This window comes from uncultured Streptomyces sp., from assembly GCF_947488945.1.
In the GTDB taxonomy this organism is placed as follows: domain Bacteria; phylum Actinomycetota; class Actinomycetes; order Streptomycetales; family Streptomycetaceae; genus Streptomyces.
The window spans coordinates 168,866-192,594 of record NZ_CANLBS010000011.1 but is presented as its reverse complement, the minus strand read 5'-3'; the positions used below and the strand labels follow the sequence as shown (position 1 = coordinate 192,594).

Below are 23,729 nucleotides of genomic sequence, written 5' to 3'. Positions count from 1 at the left end.
TGCACCGGGTCCCTCGCCCCGGCCCTGTACCCGACCCCGCACCGGGCCCTGCGCGGGGTCCGCCGGAGGGGCAGCCCGTACCCTCGACGGTGCACCGTTCCGTGCACGGAAGCACCGGCCGACCCGAAGAGAGCACCACCGTGACGCACCCCTTCCTGGACCTCACCCCGCTCACCGCCGCGCATTTCGCGGCCATCGAGGGGCGGGTGGCACGTCTTCTCGCCACCGAGCAGGACGTCGTCATCATGCAGGGCGAGGCCCTGCTGCCGCTGGAGGGCTGCATCCGGGGCGCCGCCGGTCCCGGCACCGTCGCCCTCAACGTCATCACCGGCCCGTACGGGCAGACCTTCGGCGACTGGCTGCGGGACTGCGGGGCCCAGGTGCACGACCTGGCGGTGCCGTACCACTCGGCGGTCACGGCGGAGCAGGTGGCACGGGCGCTCGCCGAGCACCCGGAGATCGACTTCGTGTCGCTGGTGCACGCCGAGGCGGCGACCGGCAACACCAACCCGGTGGCCGGGATCGGCGAGGTGGTCCGGGCGCACGGGGCGCTGTTCATGCTGGACGCGGTGGCCTCGGTGGGCGCCGAGCCGCTGCTGCCGGACGCCTGGGGCGTCGACCTGTGCGTGATCGGCGCGCAGAAGGCGATGGGCGGGCCGGCGGGCGTCTCGGCCGTCTCCGTGTCGGACCGGGCCTGGGAGCGCATCGCGGCCAACCCGCACGCGCCGCGCCACTCCTATCTGTCCCTGCTCGACTGGAAGCAGCGGTGGATCGACGGCGGCCGCAAGGCACTGCTGCACGCTCCCGCGCAGTTGGAGATGCTGGCGCTGGAGGCGTGCGTGGAGCGCATCGAGGCGGAAGGGCTGGAACCGCTGATGGCGCGGCACGCCGCCGCCGCGGCGGCGACCCGTGCGGGCGCGGTGGCGCTCGGCGCGGAGCTGACGCCGTACGTGCACGAGGCGCGGGACGCGGCTCCGGTCGCCACGACGCTGCGCGCGCCCGCCGGGGTGGACGCCGCCGAGCTGGTCGCGCGGGCGCTCGCGGCGGACCCGACGCTGCCGCTGATCGCGGGCGGCGGGGCGCTGTCCAAGGAGATGATCCGGGTCAACCACTACGGCGTCGACGCCACGCGGGGCGCGGTGCTCTCCTCGCTCGCGGCGCTGGGTTCGGCGCTGGCGGCGACGGGCCGGACGGTCGATCCGGAGGCTGCCCGCGCGGCCGTCCTGGAAACCTGGCCGAGCTGATCGAAGAGCCCGGACGGCGTTGCCGGACAGCCCGAACAGGGTTATCGAAAACGCCCGTCCGGAGAAATGCAAAGAATGCGGGAAGCTGCTTTATCGAAAGCAGCTTCCCGCACTTCTTATGCCCGGACCCCACAGCCTTAAACAAACAAGTGCGAAGCTGTCCGTTCTGCGCGGTTCGAGTATTTGGCGAACATCATCCGGGCAGGTTACAGCCATGTGACCGACTCCACACGTCCGTCGTTATGCCAGATAAATCCAGGACATAAGCCAACAGATCTCCACCTTGCCCGCAGGGCCCGCGCCCGCGTGATAACACGCGGCCCCGCACGACCCAACCCCTTCCCCCCATGCAATTCAGAAATTTGCTGGGTAAATTCATCCGCATGACCGCCGCACCCGCAGAATGTGCCCGAGCCCGAAATGAATTGCTGACGATCGAAGCCCCGCGAGTGGAGGACGGAGCCGCGATCTGGCGTATCGCCCGCAACTCGAAGGTCCTGGACCTGAACTCCTCGTACAGCTACCTGCTGTGGTGCCGGGACTTCGCCGCGACCTCCGTGGTGGCCCGCGACGAGCACGGCGAGCCGATCGCCTTCGTCACCGGCTACGTACGTCCCGAGCGCCCGCAGACCCTGGTGGTCTGGCAGGTGGCGGTCGACGACGCCCACCGGGGCGAAGGGCTCGCGGCCCGGCTGCTGGACGCGCTCACCGAGCGGGTCGCGGCCGGTCAGGGTCTCCGTTCGGTGGAGACGACGATCACCCCGGACAACACCGCGTCCAACCGGCTGTTCACCTCCTACGCCCAGCGGCACGACGTGGCCGTGGAGCGCGAGGTGCTCTTCGACGGGGACCTGTTCCCCGAGGACGCGCACCTGCCCGAGGTCCTGTACCGCATCGGCCCGTTCGGCGCCTGAGGCGCGGCGGCCGCCGCGCGGGCAGTGCCGCCCGCGCCACTCCCCCGGCTTGCCGGGGCCGGTCCCGCGGCGACCGGTACCCCGCGCGCGTACGCGTCCGTCGCGCACGCATCCCGTACACCGCAGAATCCCCCGCACGCAGCCACGCACCGGACGACGGCCGTATCTCCTCGTCCGTGCGGACCCCACTGGAAGCAGGAGAACCGCTGTGACCATCACCCCGCCCGCCCTGTCCGTCTTCGAGACCCTGGAGTCCGAGGTCCGGAGCTACTGCCGGGGCTGGCCCGCCGTGTTCGACCGCGCGCAGGGCGCCCGGCTGACCGACGAGGACGGCCACACCTACCTCGACTTCTTCGCCGGCGCCGGCTCGCTCAACTACGGGCACAACAACCCCGTGCTGAAACGGGCGCTGCTCGACTACATCGAGCGCGACGGGATCACCCACGGCCTCGACATGGCGACGACCGCCAAGCGCGCCTTCCTGGAGACGTTCCAGAACGTGATCCTGCGCCCGCGCGACCTGCCGTACAAGGTGATGTTCCCGGGCCCGACCGGCACCAACGCGGTCGAGTCCGCGTTGAAGCTGGCCCGCAAGGTGAAGGGCCGTGAGTCCGTGGTCTCCTTCACCAACGCCTTCCACGGCATGTCGCTGGGCTCGCTCGCCGTCACCGGCAACGCGTTCAAGCGCGCCGGGGCCGGCATCCCGCTGGTGCACGGCACGCCGATGCCGTTCGACAACTACTTCGACGGGCAGGTCCCGGACTTCCTCTGGTTCGAGCGGCTGCTGGAGGACCAGGGCTCCGGGCTGAACAAGCCCGCCGCCGTGATCGTGGAGACCGTACAGGGCGAGGGCGGCATCAACGTGGCCCGCGCGGAGTGGCTGCGCGCGCTGCAGGAGCTCTGCCACCGCCAGGACATGCTGCTGATCGTCGACGACATCCAGATGGGCTGCGGCCGCACCGGCGGCTTCTTCTCCTTCGAGGAGGCCGGCATCGTGCCGGACATCGTCACCCTGTCGAAGTCCATCAGCGGCTACGGACTGCCCATGTCGCTCTGCCTGTTCAAGCCGGAGCTGGACATCTGGGAGCCGGGTGAGCACAACGGCACCTTCCGCGGCAACAACCCGGCGTTCGTCACGGCAGCCGCCGCGCTCGACGCCTTCTGGGCCGACGGCCACATGGAGAAGCAGACCCGGGCCCGCGGCGAGCAGGTGGAGCAGACCCTGCTGGCGATCTGCGGCGAGGAGGCGACCGCGCAGTTCCGCGGCCGCGGCCTGGTCTGGGGCATGGAGTTCACCGACCCGGCGCGCGCCTCGGCGGTCTGCGCCCGCGCGTTCGAGCTGGGCCTGCTGCTGGAGACCTCCGGGCCGCAGAGCGAGGTCGTCAAGCTGCTGCCCCCGCTGACCATCACCCCCGAAGAACTGGACGAGGGCCTGCGCACGCTGGCCCGCGCCGTCCGCGAGACCGCCTGACCCACCGCCCGGCGGACGAACCGGAATCCGGTCGTCCGCCGGGGGTCTGCCCCGGCCGCGCCGGGGCAGGCGGGACACACACCGTACAGAGAGAGGCTGCACCCCACCGTGATCGTCCGATCCTTCAGCGACATCGAGAACACCGACCGGCACGTGAAGGCCGCCACGGGTACGTGGGAGAGCAAGCGCATCGTGCTGGCCAAGGAGAAGGTCGGCTTCTCGCTCCACGAGACCATCCTCTACGCGGGCACCGAGACGTCGATGTGGTACGCGAACCACATCGAAGCGGTCCTGTGCACCAAGGGCGAGGCCGAACTCACCAACGACGACACCGGCGAGAAGCACTGGATCACGCCGGGAACCATGTACCTGCTCGACGGCCACGAGCACCACACGCTCCGGCCGAAGAGCGACTTCCACTGCGTCTGCGTCTTCAACCCTCCGGTCACCGGACGGGAGGACCACGACGAGAACGGCGTCTACCCGCTGCTGACCGAGGAGGACTGAACCCCCATGACCACCTACGCACGCACCGATCTGTACCCGTCGCGCGGCGCCGCCGAGACGATTACTCCCCGCCAGGACCCGGTCGTCTGGTCCGCGCCGGGCGCACCGGGACCGATCGCGGCCGACGACCTGCGGGCGTTCGAACACGACGGTTTCCTCACCGTCGACCAGCTCATCTCCCCCGACGAGGTGGCCGGTTACCACCGGGAGCTGGAGCGGCTGATCGCCGATCCGGCGGTCCGGGCCGACGAGCGGTCCATCGTCGAGAAGCAGTCCCAGAAGGTGCGCTCGGTCTTCGAGGTCCACAAGATCAGCGAGGTCTTCGCCCGCCTGGTCTCCGACGAGCGCGTGGTGGGCCGGGCCCGCCAGATCCTCGGTTCGGACGTCTACGTCCACCAGTCGCGGATCAACGTGAAGCCGGGGTTCGGCGCGTCCGGGTTCTACTGGCACTCGGACTTCGAGACCTGGCACGCCGAGGACGGGCTGCCGAACATGCGCACCGTCTCCGTCTCGATCGCGCTGACCGAGAACTACGACACCAACGGCGGTCTGATGATCATGCCGGGATCGCACATGTCGTTCCTCGGCTGCTCCGGCGAGACGCCCAAGGACAACTACAAGAAGTCGTTGCAGATGCAGGACGCGGGCACTCCGTCCGACGAGGCGCTGACGAAGATGGCGGACGCGCACGGCATCAAGCTGTTCACCGGGCGCGCCGGTTCGGCCACCTGGTTCGACTGCAACGCCATGCACGGCTCGGGCGACAACATCACCCCGTACCCGCGCAGCAACGTCTTCATCGTCTTCAACAGCGTGGAGAACACCGCCGAGGAGCCGTTCGCGGCCCCGGTGCGCCGGCCCGAGTTCATCGGGGCGCGCGACTTCACGCCGGTGAGGTAGCACGGACACCACGCGCCGGAGCCCGGCGTCCCCGGCTCACACCCGGACGACGGTGCGTGGAACGGCGGCGGGGCGGAACGCATGACGCGTTCCGCCCCGCCGCCGTCGCGCGTGCCGACTCGCGGCCTCAGCGCATGCGCACGGCCGGTGCGGGCGGGTCCGTGCAGGTGTCCGCAGGTGGTTCGCCGGTGCTCGCGGGTGTTCGCCGGTACCTGCCGGGTTCACCGGATCTCGTGGTCGGGGTGCTCACCGTCGTAGACCCGCCGGGCGTGCGCGATGGCGTCCCGGTGGTCCAACGACCAGTCGGCGAGCGCCTTGACGAGATGGGTGAGGCTCGCACCGGTCCCGGTGAGCCGGTAGTCGACCTGGGCGGGCACGGTCGGGTACACGGTCCGGAGCACCAGGCCGTCCCGTTCCAGCCGGCGCACCGTGAGGGTCAGCATGCGCTGCGAGATCCCCTCGACAGCGCGCTGGAGCTCGCGGAAGCGCCGTGGCCCGTTGGCGAGTTCCACGATCACCAGGACGGACCACTTGTCCCCCACCCGGTCGAGGACGTCACGGATACCGCAGTCGGGATGGTCCGCCCGCCCGCACGGTTCGAGCGCGGCGGTCCCGGCGGCCGCGTCGCTTCCGGCGGACCCTGCGGGCCCGGCCGTCCCGCCCGCCGCGTCGGTCCTGTCGGTTCCGGCGGTCACACCGGTGTGCGTCACTGACACGAAAGTGCCTCCTTGTAGACCCGTCACGGCCGGTTCAGGCTCTCACCGTAGTTACTGAACAGAACCACGGCAGGAGACGGAAACACATGATCATGGTGACCGGCGCCAACGGACAACTGGCCTCCCTCACGCTCCGGGCGTTGGCCGAGCGCGATGCGCCCGCCCTGGGCGGCAGCCGTACGCCCGCCGAGGGCCGGCGCCACCTCGACTTCGACCACCCCGCGAGCCTGGACCTCACGGGCGTCTCGACCCTGGTTCTCGTCTCCGCGGGATACGCGGAGGACGACCGGGTCCTCGCACGTCACCGCGCCGTTCTGGATGCCGCGGCTCGCGACGGCGTCTCCCACGTCGTCTACACCAGCCTGACCGGCGCGGGCGATCATCTCGGGTTCGCGCTCGCGCACCGGGCCACGGAGCGGATGGTCCGGACCGGCGGTCTCGGATGGACGATTCTGCGCAACGGGTTGTACGCCGAACTGTTCGGCGCGCTGCTGACCTGGACGCCGGACGGCCTGGAGTCACCGTTCGGGGACGGCACCCTCTCCGCGGTGGCGCGAGCGGACCTGGCCGCAGCCGCGGCCGTGGTCGCCCTCGACCCGGCGCCCCACGCCGGCAAGACCTACGACCTGGTGGGCGAGCCGATCACCGCCGCGGGCGTCGCCGGACGTCTCGGCGTCACGCACCGGACGATCGGACTCGGCGAGTACCGGGCGCGGTTGCTCGCCGACGACGGCTTGCTGCCGTTCCAGCCGTCGATGCTCGCCTCGATCGCCACGAGTGTCCGGCACGGCTTCCTCGACGGCACCGGCCCCGACCTGGTCGGGCTGCTCGGCCGACCGCTCACCGATCCACTCGCCGTCGCGGCGGACACCGCCTCCGCGACGCGCCCCGGCACGAGCTGACGCGAACGGCTCCGCCGAACCGGTCGGAGAAGGAACAGAGTTGGCCCCGTACGCGCGGACGGCGTGGCGCGAGGGAGGAGACGGGGAGTGGTGACCCGCCCGATCACCGCCGTCCCACGGCGGGGGTGATCGGGCGGGCCTCGGCGTCAGCCGGACCGGCCCGCGTGCGCGAAGGGTGCGCCGTCCACCAGCAGTGGCAGCCCGAAGCCCCGGTCGCTCGCGTCCACGGCCTGGCGGATGCGCCCTTCCTGGTGCAGGGGACACAGCGAGTGGAGCTGGTCCACGGGCACCCGGCGGAGGCCGGACACGTCGTCCGTCGCGGCCTCGGGAATCCGTACGCGGGCGGCGTCCGTGGCGCAGACGACACCGCCGTCGCGGACGACGTGCAGCCCACAGGGTTCGCGGCTCCCGAAGTCGGCACGCACATGGTCCAGCACGAAGTAACGGCGAAGAACGCACCGGAGGCCGGTCTGCTCCCGCAGTTCGCGCGTCGCTGCCTCCGGGACCGACTCGTCGCCGCACGCGCTGCCGCCGGGCAACCGCCACGCCCCGTGCGCCGGCTTCACCATGAGCACGGCGCCGCCCGGATCACGGACCAGGACCAGCGCCCCGACCCGGCGCGGGAGCGGAACGACGAAGTCAACGTGCGCCATGGCCGCCCCCCGGATGCGCCTCGGCCTGGTGACGACGGCGCAGCACGCGCTGGTCCGTGGCGCGGCTGTGGTCGCCGTCCAGTTCGGCACGACGCTCGGCCCGGTCGAACGCACGGCACTCCGGGCACGCGACGGGCATACGGCTACACGTCCCGCTCACAGCCGTGCCCCCCGGCTGCGCGCGTTGTCCCGCGCCACTCCGGCGCGCATACGTTCCTCGGGGGTGGCAGGTCGCACTATGGCCGGCTCGGCCTCCCACTCGCGTCCCCCGCCGAGGGGGCGCAGGGACCAGTAGGGGCCGGAGACGCCCCGGAACTCTCCGATGCGCCCCTGCACGCCGGCGTCCACCACAACAGCTCCCAGCCGTGGGAGGGATGGCGTGACCATGCGTGGTCACCTCTCTGTAGTCATTCCGCTACGAAGGGGGCACAGCGTGACCTACAGTCGCCTCTGTCCTCAACGTGCTCGTAGTGAAGAGCACATTGGTAAACCGCAAGGAACTGAACCCGGAGGCGGGGCCGGCTGCAGCTTTCGGCGCCCGTCTGCGCACGTCGCGGGAAGCACGGGGCTGGACGCAGAACGAACTCGGCACGCAGATCGGCTACTCGGGCAGACACATCTCCGCCGTGGAAACTGGTCTCAAGCCTCCAACGCGTCGCTTTTCGCGGAGCCTGGACACCACCCTGGGCCTCATCGACACGCCGGATTCGTTCGAACGCGCCTGGGGCGAGCTGCGCAACGGCAGCCTGCTGGAGGGCTTTCCCGAGTACGTGGGGCACGAGGCGCGGGCGGCGGAGATCCGTCTGTTCGAAGTCGGAGTGATCCCCGGACTACTCCAAATCCCGGAATATGCGGCGGCGCTGGGAAACGGCCACGTGAAGCGTGGGACCATCACCCCGGAGCAGGCGGCGGAGCGGGTCGAGTTCCTGACCACGCGGCAGGCCGCGCTGGTGCGCCGCGTCCCGCCGGTCATGATCGTCGTGCTGGACGAAAGCTGCATCCGGCGGCCGGTCGGAGGGCCTGACGTCATGGACCGGCAGTTAACCCACCTGGTCGAGTTCGCCCAGCTGCCGCACACCGTGTTGCAGGTGACCCCCTACACCCTGGGGGAACTCCGCCCCTTCAATCGAGTGGTCAACCTGCTCACTCTGTCCGATCGTTCGGTGCTTTCATACGTCGAGTCCGAGACCAGTGGACAACTGGACAGAGAGCTCACCTCCGTACTGCCGCTGATCAGGGCCTACCATCAACTGCAAACCGTGGCCCTCTCCCAGGAGGCATCCGTGGCCATGATCAACGAGGTACGAAAGGGCACCCCGTGACGACCGATTCCCCCTCTTCCCTCTGGATCAAGTCCTCCTACAGCGACAACGGCGGTACCTGCGTGGAGTGGGCGCCCGCCCTGGCCGCCGACAGCGGCGTGGTCCCCGTCCGCGACTCCAAGAACCCCGGCGGCCCCGTGCTCGCCTTCCCCGCCACCGCGTTCGCGTCCTTCGTCGCGGGCGTCAAGTCCGGAGAGTTCACCGTGTGACCGTGGCGCGCGCCCGCCGCACCACGCTAAGGGCCCCGCTGCACTTCCCGAGGGAATGTGCAGCGGGGCCCGCTCTGTCGTGCGGCCGGAGTGGGTCGGGACGGGGCGGCGGGGCGGGCGGCGGCACACCCTGACCCCGCGTCGAGCGGTGGGGTTTCCGGCCCTCCACCCCACGCCCTACTCTCAGTTGCAGCGAGCAGCTCCGTCCCGGTGGACTTCTGTGACCGTGATTCATCAGGTACGAAAGGGCACCCCATGACGACCGATCCCCCCTCCCCCCTCTGGATCAAGTCCTCCTACAGCGACAACGGCGGTTCCTGCGTGGAGTGGGCACCCGCTGTGGCCGCCGACAGCGGCGTGGTCCCCGTCCGCGACTCCAAGAACCCCGGCGGCCCCGTGCTCGCCTTCCCCGCCACCGCGTTCGCGTCCTTCGTCGCGGGCGTCAAGTCCGGAGAGTTCACCGTGTGACCGTGGCGCGCGCCCGCCGCACCACGCCATGGGCCCCGTTGTTTCCCGGTGGAGATGCGGCAGGGCTCATGGGGCCCCGCGACGGCAAACCGCTGGACCCGGGGTCCGCCGACCGGTCAGGGTGGGGCCATGACCTCCCTCGTACGACACATCACCGTCGACTGCGCCGACGCCTACCAACTCGCCCGCTTCTGGGCCGAGGTGCTCGGCTCGTCGCTGGCGGACGACGACTTCCCCGGCGATCCCGAGGCGTCGGTGACCACCGACGGGGCGGCCCTGCTGTTCGTCACCGTGCCCGAGTCCAAGCGCACCAAGAACCGCATCCACCTCGACATCAGCCCCGGCGACCGGACCCGCGACGAGGAGGTCGAGCGGCTGCTCGCCCTCGGCGCGACCCTCGTCGCCGACCACCGCAAGCCCGACGGACGCGGTTGGGCGACCCTCGCGGATCTTGAGGGCAACGAGTTCTGCGTGGAGCTTTCGGCGGCGGAGCGCGCCGTCCTGACCGGAGCGCGCCCGCCGGTCACCGCCGACGACGTGGACCTGGCGGTCCACCTCGCGGTGGACGCGTTCGGACAGGCCCCGGCGGACGGCTGGCGGCGGCCGGCCGGAACGCTGGAGTGGACCTGCTGGGAGACCGCCGAACACCTCGGCGACGACCTCTTCGCCTACGCGGTCCAACTCGCCCCGCGCAGGCCCCCGCTGGGCGGCGAAGTCCCCTACCGCTGGGCGCCCGACCGGGAGGGCGGACCGTGGAACGCCGTCTCCGCCGACCCGGAGGCCGGCCCGGCCGGTCTGCTCCAGACGCTGGAGGCGAGCGGGGCCCTGCTGTCGGCGATGGTGCGCACGGTCTCCCCCAAGGTGCGCGCCTACCACTCGTACGGCGTGTCCGATCCCGAGGGCTTCGCCGCCATGGGCATCGTGGAGACGCTGGTGCACGCCCACGACATCGCGCAGGGGCTGGGCGTCGACTGGACACCGCCCGCCGCTCTCTGCGACCGGGTGCTGGCCCGGCTGTTCCCGGACGCCCCCGCCGACGCCGACCGCTGGACCGTCCTCCTCTGGTCCACCGGCCGGGCCGACCTGCCGGGCCGCGACCGGGTGACCTCGTGGAAGTGGCACGGCGCGCCGCTCGGCGAGGGGGAACGGGCGGGGTCGTAGCGGGCGTTCGCGCTCCACCCGCGCCCGGCCCGGGGAGAGGGCGGCTACGCGCCGGCCGCCACCACTCCGTACGCCAGCGCGACCACCGCGACGATGCCCACGACGACGAGTCGTCCCACACCCTCCATGTCCTGGATCTCTCCGGCCACGTCCGCTCCCCCGGAGCGCAGTTGGACGAGCACGGCGTCCAGATCGCGGACGCGGAAGGTGAGCATGGTCTGCTGGGTCCAGGACCCTAAGTGGTCGGTCCCGGACTCGAAGGCCGCGAACACCGTCGGGCCGGCCTCCTGCCGCCACAGGCCGTGCTCGTCGGTGTCCAGGCCCAGACGGTCGCGGTACCGGGCGGCCAGGCCCGCCGGGTCCGCCGCCCGCGTGAAGGTGTCCACCGGTGCCATGCACACGTTCCATGCCGCCGTCCTGCCAGTGCCTCGCCGGACGGGCCAGGCACACGGCCGTTCCGGTTGCCCGGCCCTCACCCGCCGAGGACGTCCAGCACCCGGTCCACGTCGGCCTGCGTGTTGTAGAGGTGGAAGGCGAGGCGGAGGTTGCCGGCGCGGGCGGACACCACGATTGCGGCCCGTTCCAGCTCCCGCGCCCGGTCTCCCAGCCCCGGCACCGCGACGATTGCCGACTCCCCGGGCACCGTCTCGTGTCCGAGGCCGGCCAGGCCCTCCCGCAGCTGGGCCGCGAGGCCGGTGGCGTGGGCGTGGAGGGCGTCGGTACCCGCCTCCTCGATCAGCGCCAGGGAGCGTTCGGCCCCGTGGTAGGCGAGGAAGGCGGGCGCCTCGTCGTAGGCGCGGGCGGACGCCGAGAGGGGTGTGACAGGGCCGTAGGTGCCGCCGTCGCGGTCGGCGCCCGCGACCCAGCCGGGGAAGATCGCGGGCAGCGTCGGCTGCGCCTCCCCTGCGACGGTGAGGAACGACGTACCGCGCGGGCAGACCAGGAACTTGAACCCGCCGGTGACGGTGTAGTCGTACGCGCCCGCGTCGAACGGCAGCCAGCCCGCCGCCTGGGTCGCGTCGACCAGGGTGCGGGCGCCGTGCGTCGCGGCGGCCTCCCGGACGCCTGCGGCGTCGGCGACCCGGCCGTCGGCGGACTGCACGACGGAGAAGGCGACCAGCGCGGTGCCGGGGCGGACGGCGTCGGCCAGGTCCGCCAGCGGGACGTACCGCGTCCGCAGGTCGGCGCGGTGCGCGAAGGGGGTGACGAGGGAGCTGAAATCGCCCTCGGGCAGCAGGACTTCGGAGCCGGGCTCCAGCGAGGCCGCGATCAGCCCGACGTGCAGGGCCACCGATCCGCCGGTGGCGACCCGGTCCGCTCCGACGCCGACGATCCGGCCGAAGGCCGCCCGCACCACGTCCACCGTCTCGTAGCTGCCCGCGCCCGTCCGGGTGCCGTCGAAGTTCTCGTCGACGAGGTCCTTCACCGCCTCGACGGTCCGGCGGGGCAGCAGCCCGCAGCTCGCCGTGTTGAGGTAGGTGGTCTTCGGCCCGAATTCGGCGGCCGCCAGCTTGCTGAGCGTGGAGATCTCCATGGTCCCAGCGTGTGCCGTGTCCGGCAGGGGGTCAACACGCGATCGGCCGGTGCGCCCCGTGGGACCCGTGGCCCGGGACCCGTGGCCCCCGACGCGGTGTCACATCTTGCCGCTCCGCCTGCGCAGTCCGCGCACCGCCATGGTGACGAGGGTGGCGACTCCGATGAGGAGGATCACCACCGTGCCGATCGGGTCGTTGTTGTCGAATGCCGCCGCGAAGGTACTCATCGCAATTCTCCTCGGGGGCCCGGGGGTTCGAGGGGGTGGCCACGGGGGGTGGCCGTTCGTCGGGCCTACGGTGCGTGTGCCCGCCCTGCGCCGGATGACGCGTGCCCCGACGGCTTCGGGTGCACGGCCGTCAGAAGCCCTCCGGCCGTGCCTGGTCCAGGAGTTGCTGGAGGCGCAGACCGCGCGCGGCGTCGATTCCGGTGCCGGTCCCGGTCCGGACGGCCCCGGCGAACTCGCGGCGGAGCACCGGCCAGCACTCCTCGTGGTCGATGCCGGCGGTGTCGTAGACCAACTCGTCGCCCGCGCCGAAGAGTTCGACGCGGGTCCGGGCCGCGGGGAGCTTGACGCTCCCGGACAGGGACGCCTGGCTGACCGCGCCGTTCTCGTGCTCGCAGGTCAGCTCGATCCAGCGCCGGGGGTCGCCGGTGCCGCGCACCGAGACGATCGGGGCGACGGCGCTGTCCAGCAGGTCCAGCAGGTGCGGGCCGAGGTCGAGCAGCGCGCCGTGCTCCAGCCGCCAGGAGGTGGCGAACTCGCCGCCGAGGAAGGCGCCGTGGAGGTAGCAGGAGCGGGCACCGGTGAACTCGCGGCCGGCCGCCTCCGCGAGGAAGGCGCGGGTCGCCGGGTGGTAGCGCTTGGTGAGGACGAGTTGGGAGACCACTCCGTGTTCGGCGACGGCGTCGGCGACGGTCCGGGCGGCGTCCAGGTCCGCGCCGAGGGGCTTCTCCAGCAGCAGGGCCTTGCCCGCCTTCGCCGCGCGGACGGCGAGCGGGGCCTGCACGGCCGGCGGTACGGCGAAGGCGACGGCTTCGCAGCCGTCGAGGAGTTCCTCGAAGGAGCTTGCCGTCCGGGCTCCGTAGGCGCCGGCGACCTCGGCGGCGGCCTCGGGGCGGCGGGCCCAGACGCCGGTCAGTGTGGTCTCGGGCCCGGCCGCCAGCATCCGGGCGTGCATGGTGCGGGCCCACGGTCCCGCTCCGACCAGGCCGACGCGGACCGGCGGGTGCGGCCGGTCGCCGGAGGGGATGGCGGCAGTGGCCGGGGGGTGGGACATGGTGCTCTCCATCGGGTGTGCGGGGTGCGGGGTCAGCCGGCCGCGGAGCGGGCGAGCGCGGCGAGGCGGGCGTCGGCCCGGTCGGGGTCGTAGAGGCGCTCGACGACCATGACGGCGGCCCCGGCGAGGGCGGCGCGGTCGCCGAGGGCGGAGGTGACCACCTGGAGGTTGGCGGTGGTGCGGGGCATGGCCCGCTGGTAGAGGAGTTCGCGTACGCCGGTGAGGAACGGGGTGCCGGCCAGGTCGCCGCCGAGCATCAGCACGCCCGGATTGAGCAGGGTCACCACGGTGACGAGCACCTCGCCGACGCGCTGCCCGGCCGCGCGGGCGAGCCGTACGGCGTCCGGCTGGCCGGCCGCGAGGTGGCGGCGCACGTCGGAGCCGGAGGCGGTGGGGACGCCGGCGGCGGTGAGCTGTTCGGCGATGGCACGGCCGCTGGCGACGGCGGCGAGGCAGCCGTAGGACCCGCACATGCACAGGGCGTCGGACCGGTCGTGCAGGCGGATGTGGCCGATGTCGCCGGACCCGCCGTCGATGCCCCGGTACATCTCGCCGCCGACGACCACACCGGCGCCGATGCCGGTGGACGCCTTCACGAGGACGAAGGCGCCGCAGTCGGCGTGGTGGGCGCGCTGTTCGGCGAGGGCCATCAGGTTGGCGTCGTTGTCGACGTAGACGGGCAGCGGGTCCGGTCCGGTCGGGCCGACGTGTTCGGCGAAGGCGGCGCGCAGCCGCTCGCGTACGGGGAAGCGGTCCCAGCCGGGCATGATCGGCGGCTGCACGACCTGGGCGCTCGCCCAGTCGACGGGGCCCGGCACGGAGAGGCCGACGCCGCAGATCCGGTCCGGGGTGGTGCCCGCCTCGGCGAGCAGCGGTCCGAACCAGCGGGCGAGCCGGTCGAGGACGGCGTCGGGGCCGTCCGCGATGACGAGTTCGCCGGTGTGCTCGGCGAGCACCTCGCCCGCCAGGTCGAGGACGGCGGCGCGGCCGTGCCGGGTCTCCAGGTCGGCGGCCAGGACGACGGCGTGGGTGGGGTCGAACTCCAGCCGGGCGGACGGGCGTCCGCCGGTGGAGGTGCCCGCCGCACCGCGCAGCCAGCCGGCCCCGAAGAGCTGGTCGAGGCGGTGGCCGACGGTCGAACGGGAGAGGCCGGTGGCCTGCTGGAGCTCGCCGCGCGTGGTGGCCTCGCCGCTGCGGATGAGGCGCAGCAGATGTCCCGCGCTCGCCTGGTTTCCTGCCATCGTCCCGTCCTCGTCCCGTCCGTCCGCGCCCCCCATGGGCCCGGCCGCCGCTGATCCGGTGTCAGCCCTTGTCCGCGCCGCTGGTCAGTCCCTCGGTGAGGAGCCGTTCGGAGGCGAAGAACAGGAGTACCACGGGGATGGTGAGAACCACCGAACCGGCCATCAGAACGGTCTTGGAGACCTCGATGCCGTTGGCGAGCTGCTGGAGGCCGAGCGAGACGGTCCACTTGTCGGGGTCGGCGGCCAGGAACAGCAGCGCGAACAGGAACTCGTTCCAGGCGATCATGAAGACGTACAGTCCGGTCGCCATCAGGGTGGGCAGGGCGAGCGGCAGGATCACCTTGCGCACGGTCTGCAGCCGGGTGGCGCCGTCGATGGCGGCGGCCTCCTCGATGGAGAAGGGGATGGTGACGAAGTAGTTCTTCATCATGTAGATGGAGACCGGCACCGTCTGCGCGATGTAGACGATGGCGAGGCCGACGAGGCTGCCGGAGAGTCCCATCTTCGCGAACATCACGAAGAGCGGGACGGCGAGCAGGGTCGCCGGGAAGAGGTAGACGGCGAGGAACAGCGCGCTGACGTGCCGGCCGCCGAAGAACTTCAGCCGGCTGACCGCGTACGCGCCGGGAACGGCGGCGGCCAGGGTGAGCAGGACGGTGGCGAGGGCCACCAGCGCCGAGTTGGCGAGCATCCCGAGGAAGCCCTGGCCGCCGTCGGCGGTGGACTTCAGGACGCTGCGGTAGGTGTCGAGGGTGAAGTCCTTCGCGGAGACCCAGAGGTTGCCAGGGTCCACCAGCAGCGAGTCGATGGGCTTCACCGACAGCATCAGCATGTAGTAGAAGGGCACGATCGTGATCACGGCGAGGAAGAGGATCACGAGTCGGCGGACGACTCCGAAGAACCGTTCCTCGAACTGGGCGCGGCTCATACGCGCCTTCGGCCGGGCGGGGGCGCCGGCGGGGGTGGCGCCGGGGGCGGGCGGCCGTGTCACGGACGGGGCGTGGGTCATGCCGACTCCTCCTGGACCTTCTTGCCGAAGAACGTGAAGTAGAGGCCCAGCAGGACCATGAGGACGACGGCGAGGATCAGTGCCTGGGCGGAGGCCGCGCCGACGTCGAAGCGGGAGGTGAGGAAGTCGTAGACGCGGACCGCGACGACGTCGGTGCCCGAACCGCCGCCGGTCAGCAGGTAGATGTCGTCGAACTTGTTGAACGTCATGATGAAGCGCAGCACCGACAGCAGGGCGATGACGGGCATCATCTGCGGCATCAGGATGTGGCGGAAGCGCTGGGAGATGGTGGCCCCGTCGACCTCTGCGGCCTCCTCCAGGCTGGCCGGGACCGCCTGGAGGCGGGCGAGCATGAAGAGGAAGGCGAACGGGAAGTAGCGCCAGGACTCGAAGGCGATGACGGTGAGCAGCGCCAGCGGGATGTCGAAGTGGGCGCCGAGCAGGCTGACTTCGTAGGAGCGGGTGGAGAGGAACGCGATCGGGTCGTCCCAGCCGAGGAACCTGCTGCCCCACTCGTTGACGATGCCGTACTGGGGGCTGAGCGCCACCTCCCAGACGAAGGAGACCGCGACGACCGGGGCGACGTACGGCAGCAGCATCGAGGCGCGCAGGATGCCGCGCCCCTTGAACGGCTTGCGCAGCGCGAGGGCGGCGATCAGGCCGAGGACGATGGAGCCCGCGGTGGCGCCGACGGTGTAGAGCAGCGTGGTGCCGAGGCTGCTCCAGAAGCCGGGCGAGCCGAAGACCTGCCGGAAGTTGTCCAGGGTCCAGTTGCCGAGAAGGCCGTTCTCCTGGATGTCGACGAGCTTGGCGTTCTGGAAGGCGAGCAGGACGGTCCACAGGATCGGCAGGATCACCACGACCAGGACGACCAAGAAGGTCGGGGTCACGAAGGCGAGGCCCGCGCGGTTCTCCCGGCTGCTGCTGGTCCGCGGCCTGCTGCGGCGCTCCGTCGCGCCGCTGGGGTTCGTACTCATGGGTCGGTTCCTCGGGGGGGTGTGCGGCCGTTCGGCTACTGGAGGGACTTCTGGAGGGCGGCCACTTCGTCGTCGGCTTCCTTCGCGGCCTCGTCGGGCGAGAGCTGGCCGCTGGTCATCGAGCCGATGGCCTTGGCGACGGGCAGTTCGCCGTTGGTGGCGCCGACGAGGGTGCCCTGGCCCTGGGTGAGGCCCCACCGCTTCATGTCACCGACGCCGGTGACGAGCTGGTCGAGGAGTCCGACCGGGTACGCCGTGCGCATCGACTCGCGCTTGTCGACGCCCATGACGCTGGAGCGCCAGGCCTGCTGGAAGGCGTCGGGGTCGGCGGGGGTGCCGGTGCGGACCGGGATCTTGCCCTCGGGGGCCATGCCGAACCAGTCCTCGTACCCCTTGCCCATCATGTACTCGATGAACTTCGCGGAGGCCCCGGTCTCGGCGGTCTTGGTGACCGCCCAGGAGGTGATCTCGCCGAACTGGGCGGGTTCCTTGCCGTCGGGGCCCTGGAGGGAGGTGACGATGCCGGTGTTGTCGGCCAGGAAGTCCGGGTCGCCCTTGCACTCCTCGCAGCTCGGCAGCGCGTCGGAACGCAGGCCGGCCAGCTCGTCGAGGAGGAAGGAGGACCAGACCATCATGGAGGACTTGCCGGAGAAGTAGGTGGCGCGGGTGGAGTCCACCGTCTGGGTGCCGGGGGCGCCGTGCTCGCGGGCCAGTTCGTCGTAGGCGGCGAAGGCGGTGCGGCAGGCGGCGGAGTCGAGGGCGGGCTCGCCGGCGTCGTCGACCAGTTCGCAGCCGTTGGCGAGGGCGAGGTCCTCGAAGCTCTGCTGGGTGAAGACGTCCGAGGGGTCGGTGGCGAGCGAGATGCCGTCCACCCCGCCCTTGTCGAGGGTCCTGGCGGCCTTCAGGGCGGCCGCGTAGCTGTCCGGGGCGTCGAGTCCGGCCTTGGCGAAGAGGTCCTTGCGGTAGACGAGGAGCTGGAGCCAGGCGTCGGAGGGGACGGCGAGGGTGGTGCCGCCGTCCTTGGTCAGCGACAGCGCGTTGGCGTTGAAGGTGCCCGCGTCCAGGTCGTCGACGATCCGGCCGGCGGTCTTCGTGTCGAGGAGCCCGCTGCCGTACATCTGCCAGACCTGGCCCATGGGGACGGCGCCGATCACGTCGGGCAGGTCGCCCGCGGCGGCGGCCGACATGATCAGCTGCGGGAGCTGGGCCTCGTCCACGCCGACGAGGTCGACCTGGACCCCGGTCTCCTTCTCGAACCGTGCGACGACCTTCTTGGTCGCCGCCATCCGCGGCGCCAGGTTCTCCTGCGACCAGACCGTGATCCGGTTGTCCGCCTTCTGCTCGCCGCCCGAGCCGCCGGAGCAGCCCGCGAGCAGTCCGGCTCCCAGGGTCGCGGCGAGCCCGAACAGGGTCGCCCTCGACCGTCGGGTCTTCATCACCATGCTGTGTCCTCACGCCACTTACGCACTTTCATGACGCATCTCAGCATCACTTTTGCTTATTGACAAGACATAACTCTGAGATATCTTCGACCTAAGTCAGCAGCAGTCACCCTCCCAGCACCATCGGAGACCCCGTGGAACGCGTCGTCCAGTTCACCGGCCCTCGTCAGGTCGAAGTCGCCGAGCACGAGAGCGCCGCCCTGCCGGCGGGCCATCTCCGGGTCCGCACCCGCTACTCGGGCATCTCCGCGGGCACCGAACTCACGGCCTACCGCGGCACCAACCCGTACCTGACGCGCACCTGGGACGCCGAGGCCCGGATCTTCCGCGACGGCGCGGCGGGCATCGCATACCCGGTGGCCGGCTGGGGGTATTCCGAGGTCGGCGAAGTGACCGAGGTCTCACCTGAATTGGTAAACCTTCCCGGAATGCCCGAAAAGGGCGATTTGGTGTGGGGGATCTGGGGTCACCGCAGCGAGGGAATCGTTCCGGCCGAACGCATGGTGGGGCACACCCTCCCGGCCGGACTCGAACCGCTGGCGGGCGCCTTCGCCCGGGTCGGCGCGATCGCGTACAACGCGGTGCTGGCCGCCGACATCCACCTCGGCGAGGAGGTCGCCGTCTTCGGCCAGGGCGTCATCGGCCTGCTCACCACCCGCCTGGCGCAGCTCAACGGCGCCCGCGTCACCGCCGTCGACGCCCTCGACGGCCGCCTGGAGACCGCCCGCTCCTACGGTGCGCGCTCCACCCTGAACGCCCGCACCGACGACGTCGCCGAGCGCGTCCGGGAGGCCACCGGCGGCCTCGGCGCCGACATCGCCATCGAGATCAGCGGCGTGTACCCCGCCCTGCACGAGGCCGTCCGCTCGGTCACCGTCGGCGGCCGGGTGGTGGCCTCCGGCTTCTACCAGGGCGACGGGGCGGGCCTGCGCCTCGGCGACGAGTTCCACCACAACCGGGTCCAGCTCATCTGCTCCCAGATAGGCGGAGTGCCCCCGCAGCTCGCCGGGCGGTGGACCGTCGAGCGGCTCCAGCAGACCTTCCTCTCGCTGGTCGCGGAGGGCCTGGTCGACGTGGAGTCGCTGGTCAGCCACGTGGTGCCGGTGGCCGACGCCGCCGACGCCTACGTCCTGCTGGACGAGCGCCCGGCCGACGCCCTCCAGGTCGTCCTGGAGTTCTGAGAGTTCCCGGCGGGCACCGCGGGGAGTCCCCGGCGGGCACCGCGGGCGCGGTCCGCAGCCAGGACCGCGCCCGGCCCCGCCGCCCCGGTCACGTCCGGCCGCCGCTCCCCACGCACCGCCGCCCCCACGCACCACCGCTCCACACGCCCGCCGCCCCCACCACGCACCGTCCCTCCTCCGCGCGCTGCCCGGCAGCCGCCGAAAGGCCCCTCCATGCTGAAGACCGCCTGCCAGGAACAGCTCCTCCCCGGTGACACCCTCCAGGAGAAATGGGCGTTCGCCCAGGACGCCGGCTTCGACGCCGTCGAGCTGCGCTCGCGGGGCGACTTCCACTTCCGCGACCGCCTGCCCGAACTGAAGCGGGCGCTCGCCGACGGCGTCGTCATGCCCACCGTCTGCGTCGACATGCCGCACTTCTTCGCGGCCTTCGACGAAAGCCTGCGCAAGGACGCGCTGGAGCAGATGAAGTCGCAGCTCAGCGTGGCGGCGGAGATCGGCGCGCTGGGTGTGCAGACCCCGGCCTCCTACGGCATGTTCTCCCGCCGGCTGCCCCCGTTCGAGCCGCCGCGCACCGAGGAGCAGGACCGCGAGGTGCTGCTGCGGGGCCTGACCGAACTCGGCGAGCACGCCCGCAAGGAGGGCGTGACCCTCTACCTGGAGCCGCTGAACCGGTACGAGGACCACATGGTCAACCGCCTGGACCAGGCCGTCGACCTGCTGCGCACGGTCGGCCTGGACTCGGTCCGGATCGGCATCGACAGCTACCACATGAACATCGAGGAGGCCGACCCGTCGGCCGCCATCCTCGCGGCGGCCCCGTACATCGGCCACGCGCAGGTCAGCGACTCCAACCGGTTCCAGCCGGGGGCGGGCCACCTGGACTGGCCTGCGTGGCTCGGCGCGCTGCACACCATCGGCTTCGACGGCTACCTCGCCGCCGAGTGCCGGCTGACCGGCGATCCGGTCGAGGCCGTCCGCTCGATCCCGGCGTTCCTGCGGAGGTCGGGCGCGTGACCCCGCTCCTCGTCGAGACCCCCGCGCCCGCCGCCGCCGGGGACCTGACGCTCCGGCGCGGCGCGGCGCGGGTCCTGCTCACCAACTGGACGGGCGGCTCCACCGTCCCGTCGCGCGGGCTGTACCCGCACCAGTGGAGCTGGGACTCCGCCTTCATCGCGATCGGCCTGCGCCACCTGTCGGTGCGCCGCGCCCAGCGCGAGCTGGAGACACTGCTGCACGCCCAGTGGGCGGACGGCCGGGTGCCGCACATCGTCTTCAACCGGGCGGTGCCGCACGACGCGTACTTCCCGAGCCCCGACTTCTGGCGCTCCTCCGGCGCCGGAGCGGCGGCCGGGTCCCCGGCGGGCACCGAGACCTCCGGGATCGTGCAGCCCCCGGTGCACGCCCTGGCCGCCTGGCTGGTGCACCTCTCCGACCCGGAGGCCTCCCGCCGCCGCGGCTTCCTGCCCCGGGTGTACGGGCGCCTCGCCGCGTGGCACGACTACCTGACGGGCCCCCGCGACCTGGGCGGCGGCGGGCTCGCCGCGATGATCCACCCGTGGGAGCCGGGCATGGACAACAGCCCGTGCTGGGACGCGCCGCTCCGGCGCGTGGAACCGGCCGCCGCCGGTTCGTACCGCCGCGCCGACCTCGACCACGGGCAGCCCTCCGAACGCCCCACCGACCTGGACTACGGCCGGTACGTGCGGCTGGCCTCCGACTACCGGGACGGCGGCTACGCCGACCGGGGCGTCCACCACGCCTTCGCCGTCGAGGACCCCTGCGTCAACGCGCTGCTGATCGTGTCGGAGCACGCGCTGGCCCGCATCGCCGCCGAGACGGGCGCCGACCCGGCCCCGCACGAGGAGCGGGCCGCGCGCCTCACCGACGCCCTGGTGCGGCGGCTCTGGTCGCCGGAGCACGGCATGTTCCTCTGCCGCGACCTGGTGGGCGGCGAGCTGATCCCCGAGCGCAGTGTCGCCGGGCTGATCCCGCTGATCGTCCCCGGCCTGCCGGCGGAGATCGTGGACGCCCTGCTCGCCACGGCCGAGGGCCCCTCCTTCCGGCTGGGCGAGGCGTCGATGGTCCCGTCGTACGACGTCGAGGGCCCGGTCTTCGACCCGTCCCGCTACTGGCGCGGCCCCGCCTGGTTCAACACCAACTGGCTGCTGGAGCGGGGGCTGCGGCAGTACGGACGTTCCGCCGCGGCCGACCTGCTGCGCGCGGCGATGCTGACGGCGGCGGTCGGCAGCGACTTCGCCGAGTACGTGGACCCGTTCACCGCGCAGGCGCGCGGCACCCGTGACTTCGGCTGGACGGCGGCGCTGACGCTGGACCTGCTGGTCGCGGCGCAGAGCGAGCGGACTGGGCAGAGCGAGCGGGCTGGGCTGGGCGAGCGGGCGGACGAGGACACCTCCGCGGTCCGGGCGGCTCGGGACGACGGCACGGTGCCGGACGGGACGGCCGGGGCCGACGAGCGGGCGGCGGACATCCGGATCGGGGTGCACGCGTGAGCGACACCTCCTCGGGACCGACCCTGGTCCGGTCCGGCACCTTCGCCGTGCTCGGCGCGGACGGCGGGATCACCGGCCGCCGGGGCGCGTCCCCGGACGGCCTGTTCCGCCGGGACGCCCGCCACCTGAGCAACTGGGCTCTGAGCGTGGACGGTTCGGCGCCCGGCGTGCTGGTACCTGCCACCGGCGAGCTGGTCGCGCAGAGCGTGCTGACCCCGCCGGGCACCCGCGACGAGCCGCCCGCCTACACGGTCTTCCGCGAACAGGCCCTGGGTGACGGCTGCCTGACCGAACGGATCCGGCTGGTCACCAACCGCGACACGCCGGTCTTGGCCGTGGTCACCCTCACCGTGGACGCGGACTTCGCCGACCAGTTCGAACTCCGTTCGGACCGCCGGAGTTACGACAAGGACGACGCCCGTCGCACCGCTACGGCCACACCCGACGGGGTCGCCTTCCGGTACGAGCGCGGCGACTGGCTGTCGCGGACGACGGTGGCCGCGACCCCTGCCCCTGCCGAGGTGGTCATCGTCGAAGGGCGCGACACCGCACGGCAGTTGGTGTGGCGGCTGGACGTACCCGCCCAGGGGACGGCCGAACTCCTGCTGACGGTGTCCGCCCAGCCGCACGGCGCTCCGAGGGCCGTCGCGCCGGCCGGTCCGGCCGAAGCGGCGGCCGAACTCGCGGCGGACACCGACGCGTTCACGGGAGCGCCGACGTCACCCACCGGCGCGCTGCCGCTGCCGGCCGACGCCCCGGACGGGCTCGCCGCCGCCTGCGCGCGCGGGCTCCGCGACCTGGCGGCGCTGCGGGTACCGGCACCCGGCCCGGACGGTGAGGAGCTGCGGGTACCGGCGGCCGGCGTGCCGTGGTTCCTGACCCTGTTCGGCCGGGACGCCCTGCTCACCTCGCACTTCGCGCTCCCCTACCGCCCCGAGCTGGCGGCGGCGACCCTCGGCGCGCTCGCCGCGACCCGGGGCACCGGGTACGACGCGTTCCGCGGCGAGCAGCCGGGCCGCATCGTGCACGAGATCCGCCACGGCGAACTGGCCCGCTTCCGCCAGGTCCCGTACGGCCGTTACTACGGCTCGGTGGACGCGACCCCGCTCTTCCTGGTCCTGCTGGACGGCTACACCCTGGCCACCGGCGACACCGCGCCGGCCGCGCGTCTGGAGGCGCCGGCGCGGGCGGCGGTGGAGTGGATGTTCCGGGACGGCGGCCTGTCCGACCGCGGCTACCTGGTCTACACCCCGGACCCGGGCGGTCTGGTCAACCAGAACTGGAAGGACTCCGAGGGCGCGATCTGCTTCCTCGACGGCACCCAGGCCGAGGGCCCGATCGCGGTCGCCGAGGCCCAGGGGTACGCGTACGACGCCCTGGTCCGCACCGCGCGGCTGGCCCGCGCGGTGTGGGGCGACGGCCGCTGGGCCGACGAGCTGGACACGGCGGCGGCCGACCTGCGGGAGAGGTTCCTGCGGGACTTCTGGATGACCGGTCCCGACTTCCCGGCGCTGGCGCTGGACGGGAAGGGGCGGCAGGTCGACTCGCTCGCCTCCGACGCGGGCCACCTGCTCTGGTCGGGCATCCTCGACGAGGACCGCGCCCGCCGGGTCGGCCGGCGTCTGCTGGAGCCCGACTTCTTCTCGGGCTGGGCGATCCGCACCCTGGCCGCGGGGCAGCCGGGCTACCACCCGCTCTCCTACCACCGGGGCACCTGCTGGCCGCACGACAACGCGGTGGTCGTGCTCGGCCTGGCGCGGGCGGGCCTCGCCGACGAGGTCCGGACGGTCGCGCGCGGCCTGCTGGACGCGGCCGGCCACCACGGCGACCGGCTGCCCGAGGTGATGGCCGGCTACGGCCGCGCCGACCATCCGCGCCCGGTCCCCTACCCGCACTCCTGCTCCCCGCAGGCCTGGGCGGCGGCGACCCCGCTGGCGATCCTCACCGCGCTCCGGGAGACGGGGGCGGGGACGGGGACGGGGGCCGTGGCGCCGACGGGAGCGGGGGCGATCCCGGCCCCGGACCACGGCGGGGCGGGCGCGTAGCGCCCCGGCACCGGGAACGAGCGGAGGGGGCGGGTGGCTTCGGC

The 23,729-nt window shown here is 72.4% G+C and carries 24 protein-coding genes and 1 pseudogene; 14 read left to right on the top strand and 11 right to left on the bottom strand.

Features of this window, described 5'->3' with window-relative positions; genetic code table 11:
- The first annotated feature begins 140 nt into the window (after positions 1 to 140).
- The 5 genes from Q0994_RS19550 to thpD all read left to right on the top strand — a co-directional run bounded on the left by Q0994_RS19550 (position 141) and on the right by thpD (position 5,036).
- Positions 141 to 1,244 carry an alanine--glyoxylate aminotransferase family protein gene (locus Q0994_RS19550; protein WP_299536594.1) on the top strand — a complete coding sequence of 368 codons (1,104 nt, stop codon included), beginning with the start codon at positions 141 to 143 and terminating at the stop codon, positions 1,242 to 1,244.
- Between the two features lie 383 nt (positions 1,245 to 1,627).
- Positions 1,628 to 2,158: a diaminobutyrate acetyltransferase gene (gene ectA, locus Q0994_RS19545; RefSeq protein WP_299536590.1), complete on the top strand. Its 531-nt coding sequence runs from the start codon at positions 1,628 to 1,630 to the stop codon at positions 2,156 to 2,158.
- Positions 2,159 to 2,366: 208 nt separating this feature from the next.
- Positions 2,367 to 3,629, top strand: a complete 1,263-nt coding sequence (ectB, locus tag Q0994_RS19540; RefSeq protein ID WP_299536587.1) for a diaminobutyrate--2-oxoglutarate transaminase — start codon at positions 2,367 to 2,369, stop codon at positions 3,627 to 3,629.
- 108 nt (positions 3,630 to 3,737) lie between these two features.
- The gene (locus Q0994_RS19535) at positions 3,738 to 4,136 is read left to right on the top strand and encodes an ectoine synthase (RefSeq protein WP_299536585.1); all 399 of its coding nucleotides are present in this window, start codon (positions 3,738 to 3,740) and stop codon (positions 4,134 to 4,136) included.
- A 6-nt stretch (positions 4,137 to 4,142) separates the two neighbouring features.
- A complete protein-coding gene (gene thpD, locus Q0994_RS19530; RefSeq protein WP_299536583.1) occupies positions 4,143 to 5,036 on the top strand; it encodes an ectoine hydroxylase in 894 nt (297 codons plus the stop codon).
- Between the two features lie 221 nt (positions 5,037 to 5,257).
- On the opposite strand, the gene Q0994_RS19525 is transcribed toward thpD, so the two are convergent.
- Entirely contained in the window at positions 5,258 to 5,752 is a 495-nt protein-coding gene (locus tag Q0994_RS19525) for a helix-turn-helix domain-containing protein (protein WP_363325557.1), read from the bottom strand.
- An 86-nt stretch (positions 5,753 to 5,838) separates the two neighbouring features.
- Here Q0994_RS19525 and Q0994_RS19520 point away from each other — a divergent pair, with 86 nt between their 5' ends.
- The gene (locus Q0994_RS19520; protein WP_299536581.1) at positions 5,839 to 6,654 is read left to right on the top strand and encodes an NAD(P)H-binding protein; all 816 of its coding nucleotides are present in this window, start codon (positions 5,839 to 5,841) and stop codon (positions 6,652 to 6,654) included.
- Positions 6,655 to 6,800: 146 nt separating this feature from the next.
- Here Q0994_RS19520 and Q0994_RS19515 read toward each other — a convergent pair whose 3' ends face one another.
- Both Q0994_RS19515 and Q0994_RS19510 read right to left on the bottom strand, forming a co-directional pair.
- Positions 6,801 to 7,307, bottom strand: a complete 507-nt coding sequence (locus Q0994_RS19515; RefSeq protein WP_299536579.1) for an NUDIX domain-containing protein — start codon at positions 7,305 to 7,307, stop codon at positions 6,801 to 6,803.
- A 156-nt stretch (positions 7,308 to 7,463) separates the two neighbouring features.
- Complete coding sequence (locus Q0994_RS19510; protein ID WP_299536577.1) at positions 7,464 to 7,694, bottom strand: hypothetical protein; 231 nt, start codon at positions 7,692 to 7,694, stop codon at positions 7,464 to 7,466.
- Positions 7,695 to 7,789: 95 nt separating this feature from the next.
- Between Q0994_RS19510 and Q0994_RS19505 the strand changes: the two genes are divergently transcribed.
- The 4 genes from Q0994_RS19505 to Q0994_RS19490 all read left to right on the top strand — a co-directional run bounded on the left by Q0994_RS19505 (position 7,790) and on the right by Q0994_RS19490 (position 10,467).
- Positions 7,790 to 8,629 carry a helix-turn-helix transcriptional regulator gene (locus Q0994_RS19505; protein ID WP_299536788.1) on the top strand — a complete coding sequence of 280 codons (840 nt, stop codon included), beginning with the start codon at positions 7,790 to 7,792 and terminating at the stop codon, positions 8,627 to 8,629.
- Positions 8,626 to 8,838, top strand: a complete 213-nt coding sequence (locus Q0994_RS19500; RefSeq protein WP_299536574.1) for a DUF397 domain-containing protein — start codon at positions 8,626 to 8,628, stop codon at positions 8,836 to 8,838. The genes Q0994_RS19505 and Q0994_RS19500 overlap by 4 nt, the downstream gene beginning before the upstream one ends.
- 255 nt (positions 8,839 to 9,093) lie before the next feature.
- On the top strand, positions 9,094 to 9,306 hold the full coding sequence (locus tag Q0994_RS19495; RefSeq protein ID WP_299536572.1) for a DUF397 domain-containing protein: 213 nt from the start codon (positions 9,094 to 9,096) through the stop codon (positions 9,304 to 9,306).
- Positions 9,307 to 9,435: 129 nt separating this feature from the next.
- Positions 9,436 to 10,467 (top strand): VOC family protein, encoded by a 1,032-nt coding sequence (locus Q0994_RS19490; protein ID WP_299536570.1) that lies wholly within the window; start codon positions 9,436 to 9,438, stop codon positions 10,465 to 10,467.
- A 44-nt stretch (positions 10,468 to 10,511) separates the two neighbouring features.
- Here the strand turns inward: Q0994_RS19490 and Q0994_RS19485 are convergent.
- From Q0994_RS19485 to Q0994_RS19450, 8 genes and pseudogenes are all read right to left on the bottom strand, one after another.
- A pseudogene (locus tag Q0994_RS19485) lies at positions 10,512 to 10,875 on the bottom strand (VOC family protein).
- Between the two features lie 64 nt (positions 10,876 to 10,939).
- Positions 10,940 to 12,001 carry an aminotransferase class V-fold PLP-dependent enzyme gene (locus tag Q0994_RS19480; RefSeq protein WP_299536565.1) on the bottom strand — a complete coding sequence of 354 codons (1,062 nt, stop codon included), beginning with the start codon at positions 11,999 to 12,001 and terminating at the stop codon, positions 10,940 to 10,942.
- 99 nt (positions 12,002 to 12,100) lie between these two features.
- Complete coding sequence (locus Q0994_RS19475; RefSeq protein WP_299536562.1) at positions 12,101 to 12,229, bottom strand: hypothetical protein; 129 nt, start codon at positions 12,227 to 12,229, stop codon at positions 12,101 to 12,103.
- A gap of 130 nt (positions 12,230 to 12,359) precedes the next feature.
- Positions 12,360 to 13,280, bottom strand: a complete 921-nt coding sequence (locus tag Q0994_RS19470) for a Gfo/Idh/MocA family protein (protein WP_299536560.1) — start codon at positions 13,278 to 13,280, stop codon at positions 12,360 to 12,362.
- A gap of 32 nt (positions 13,281 to 13,312) precedes the next feature.
- Complete coding sequence (locus Q0994_RS19465) at positions 13,313 to 14,521, bottom strand: ROK family transcriptional regulator (protein ID WP_299536558.1); 1,209 nt, start codon at positions 14,519 to 14,521, stop codon at positions 13,313 to 13,315.
- 61 nt (positions 14,522 to 14,582) lie between these two features.
- Positions 14,583 to 15,449 (bottom strand): carbohydrate ABC transporter permease, encoded by an 867-nt coding sequence (locus Q0994_RS19460; protein ID WP_299536785.1) that lies wholly within the window; start codon positions 15,447 to 15,449, stop codon positions 14,583 to 14,585.
- Positions 15,450 to 15,526: 77 nt separating this feature from the next.
- Complete coding sequence (locus Q0994_RS19455) at positions 15,527 to 16,507, bottom strand: carbohydrate ABC transporter permease (RefSeq protein WP_299536556.1); 981 nt, start codon at positions 16,505 to 16,507, stop codon at positions 15,527 to 15,529.
- A gap of 35 nt (positions 16,508 to 16,542) precedes the next feature.
- On the bottom strand, positions 16,543 to 17,949 hold the full coding sequence (locus Q0994_RS19450; protein WP_299536554.1) for an ABC transporter substrate-binding protein: 1,407 nt from the start codon (positions 17,947 to 17,949) through the stop codon (positions 16,543 to 16,545).
- 134 nt (positions 17,950 to 18,083) lie between these two features.
- On the opposite strand from Q0994_RS19450, the gene Q0994_RS19445 reads away from it, so the two are divergent.
- The 4 genes from Q0994_RS19445 to Q0994_RS19430 all read left to right on the top strand — a co-directional run bounded on the left by Q0994_RS19445 (position 18,084) and on the right by Q0994_RS19430 (position 23,685).
- Positions 18,084 to 19,130: a zinc-binding alcohol dehydrogenase gene (locus tag Q0994_RS19445; protein ID WP_299536551.1), complete on the top strand. Its 1,047-nt coding sequence runs from the start codon at positions 18,084 to 18,086 to the stop codon at positions 19,128 to 19,130.
- 213 nt (positions 19,131 to 19,343) lie between these two features.
- Positions 19,344 to 20,144, top strand: a complete 801-nt coding sequence (locus Q0994_RS19440; RefSeq protein ID WP_299536548.1) for a sugar phosphate isomerase/epimerase family protein — start codon at positions 19,344 to 19,346, stop codon at positions 20,142 to 20,144.
- Positions 20,141 to 21,640: an MGH1-like glycoside hydrolase domain-containing protein gene (locus Q0994_RS19435; protein WP_299536545.1), complete on the top strand. Its 1,500-nt coding sequence runs from the start codon at positions 20,141 to 20,143 to the stop codon at positions 21,638 to 21,640. The genes Q0994_RS19440 and Q0994_RS19435 overlap by 4 nt, the downstream gene beginning before the upstream one ends.
- The gene (locus Q0994_RS19430) at positions 21,637 to 23,685 is read left to right on the top strand and encodes a glycogen debranching N-terminal domain-containing protein (protein WP_299536543.1); all 2,049 of its coding nucleotides are present in this window, start codon (positions 21,637 to 21,639) and stop codon (positions 23,683 to 23,685) included. Before Q0994_RS19435 ends, Q0994_RS19430 begins: the two co-directional genes overlap by 4 nt.
- Positions 23,686 to 23,729 lie beyond the last annotated feature (44 nt).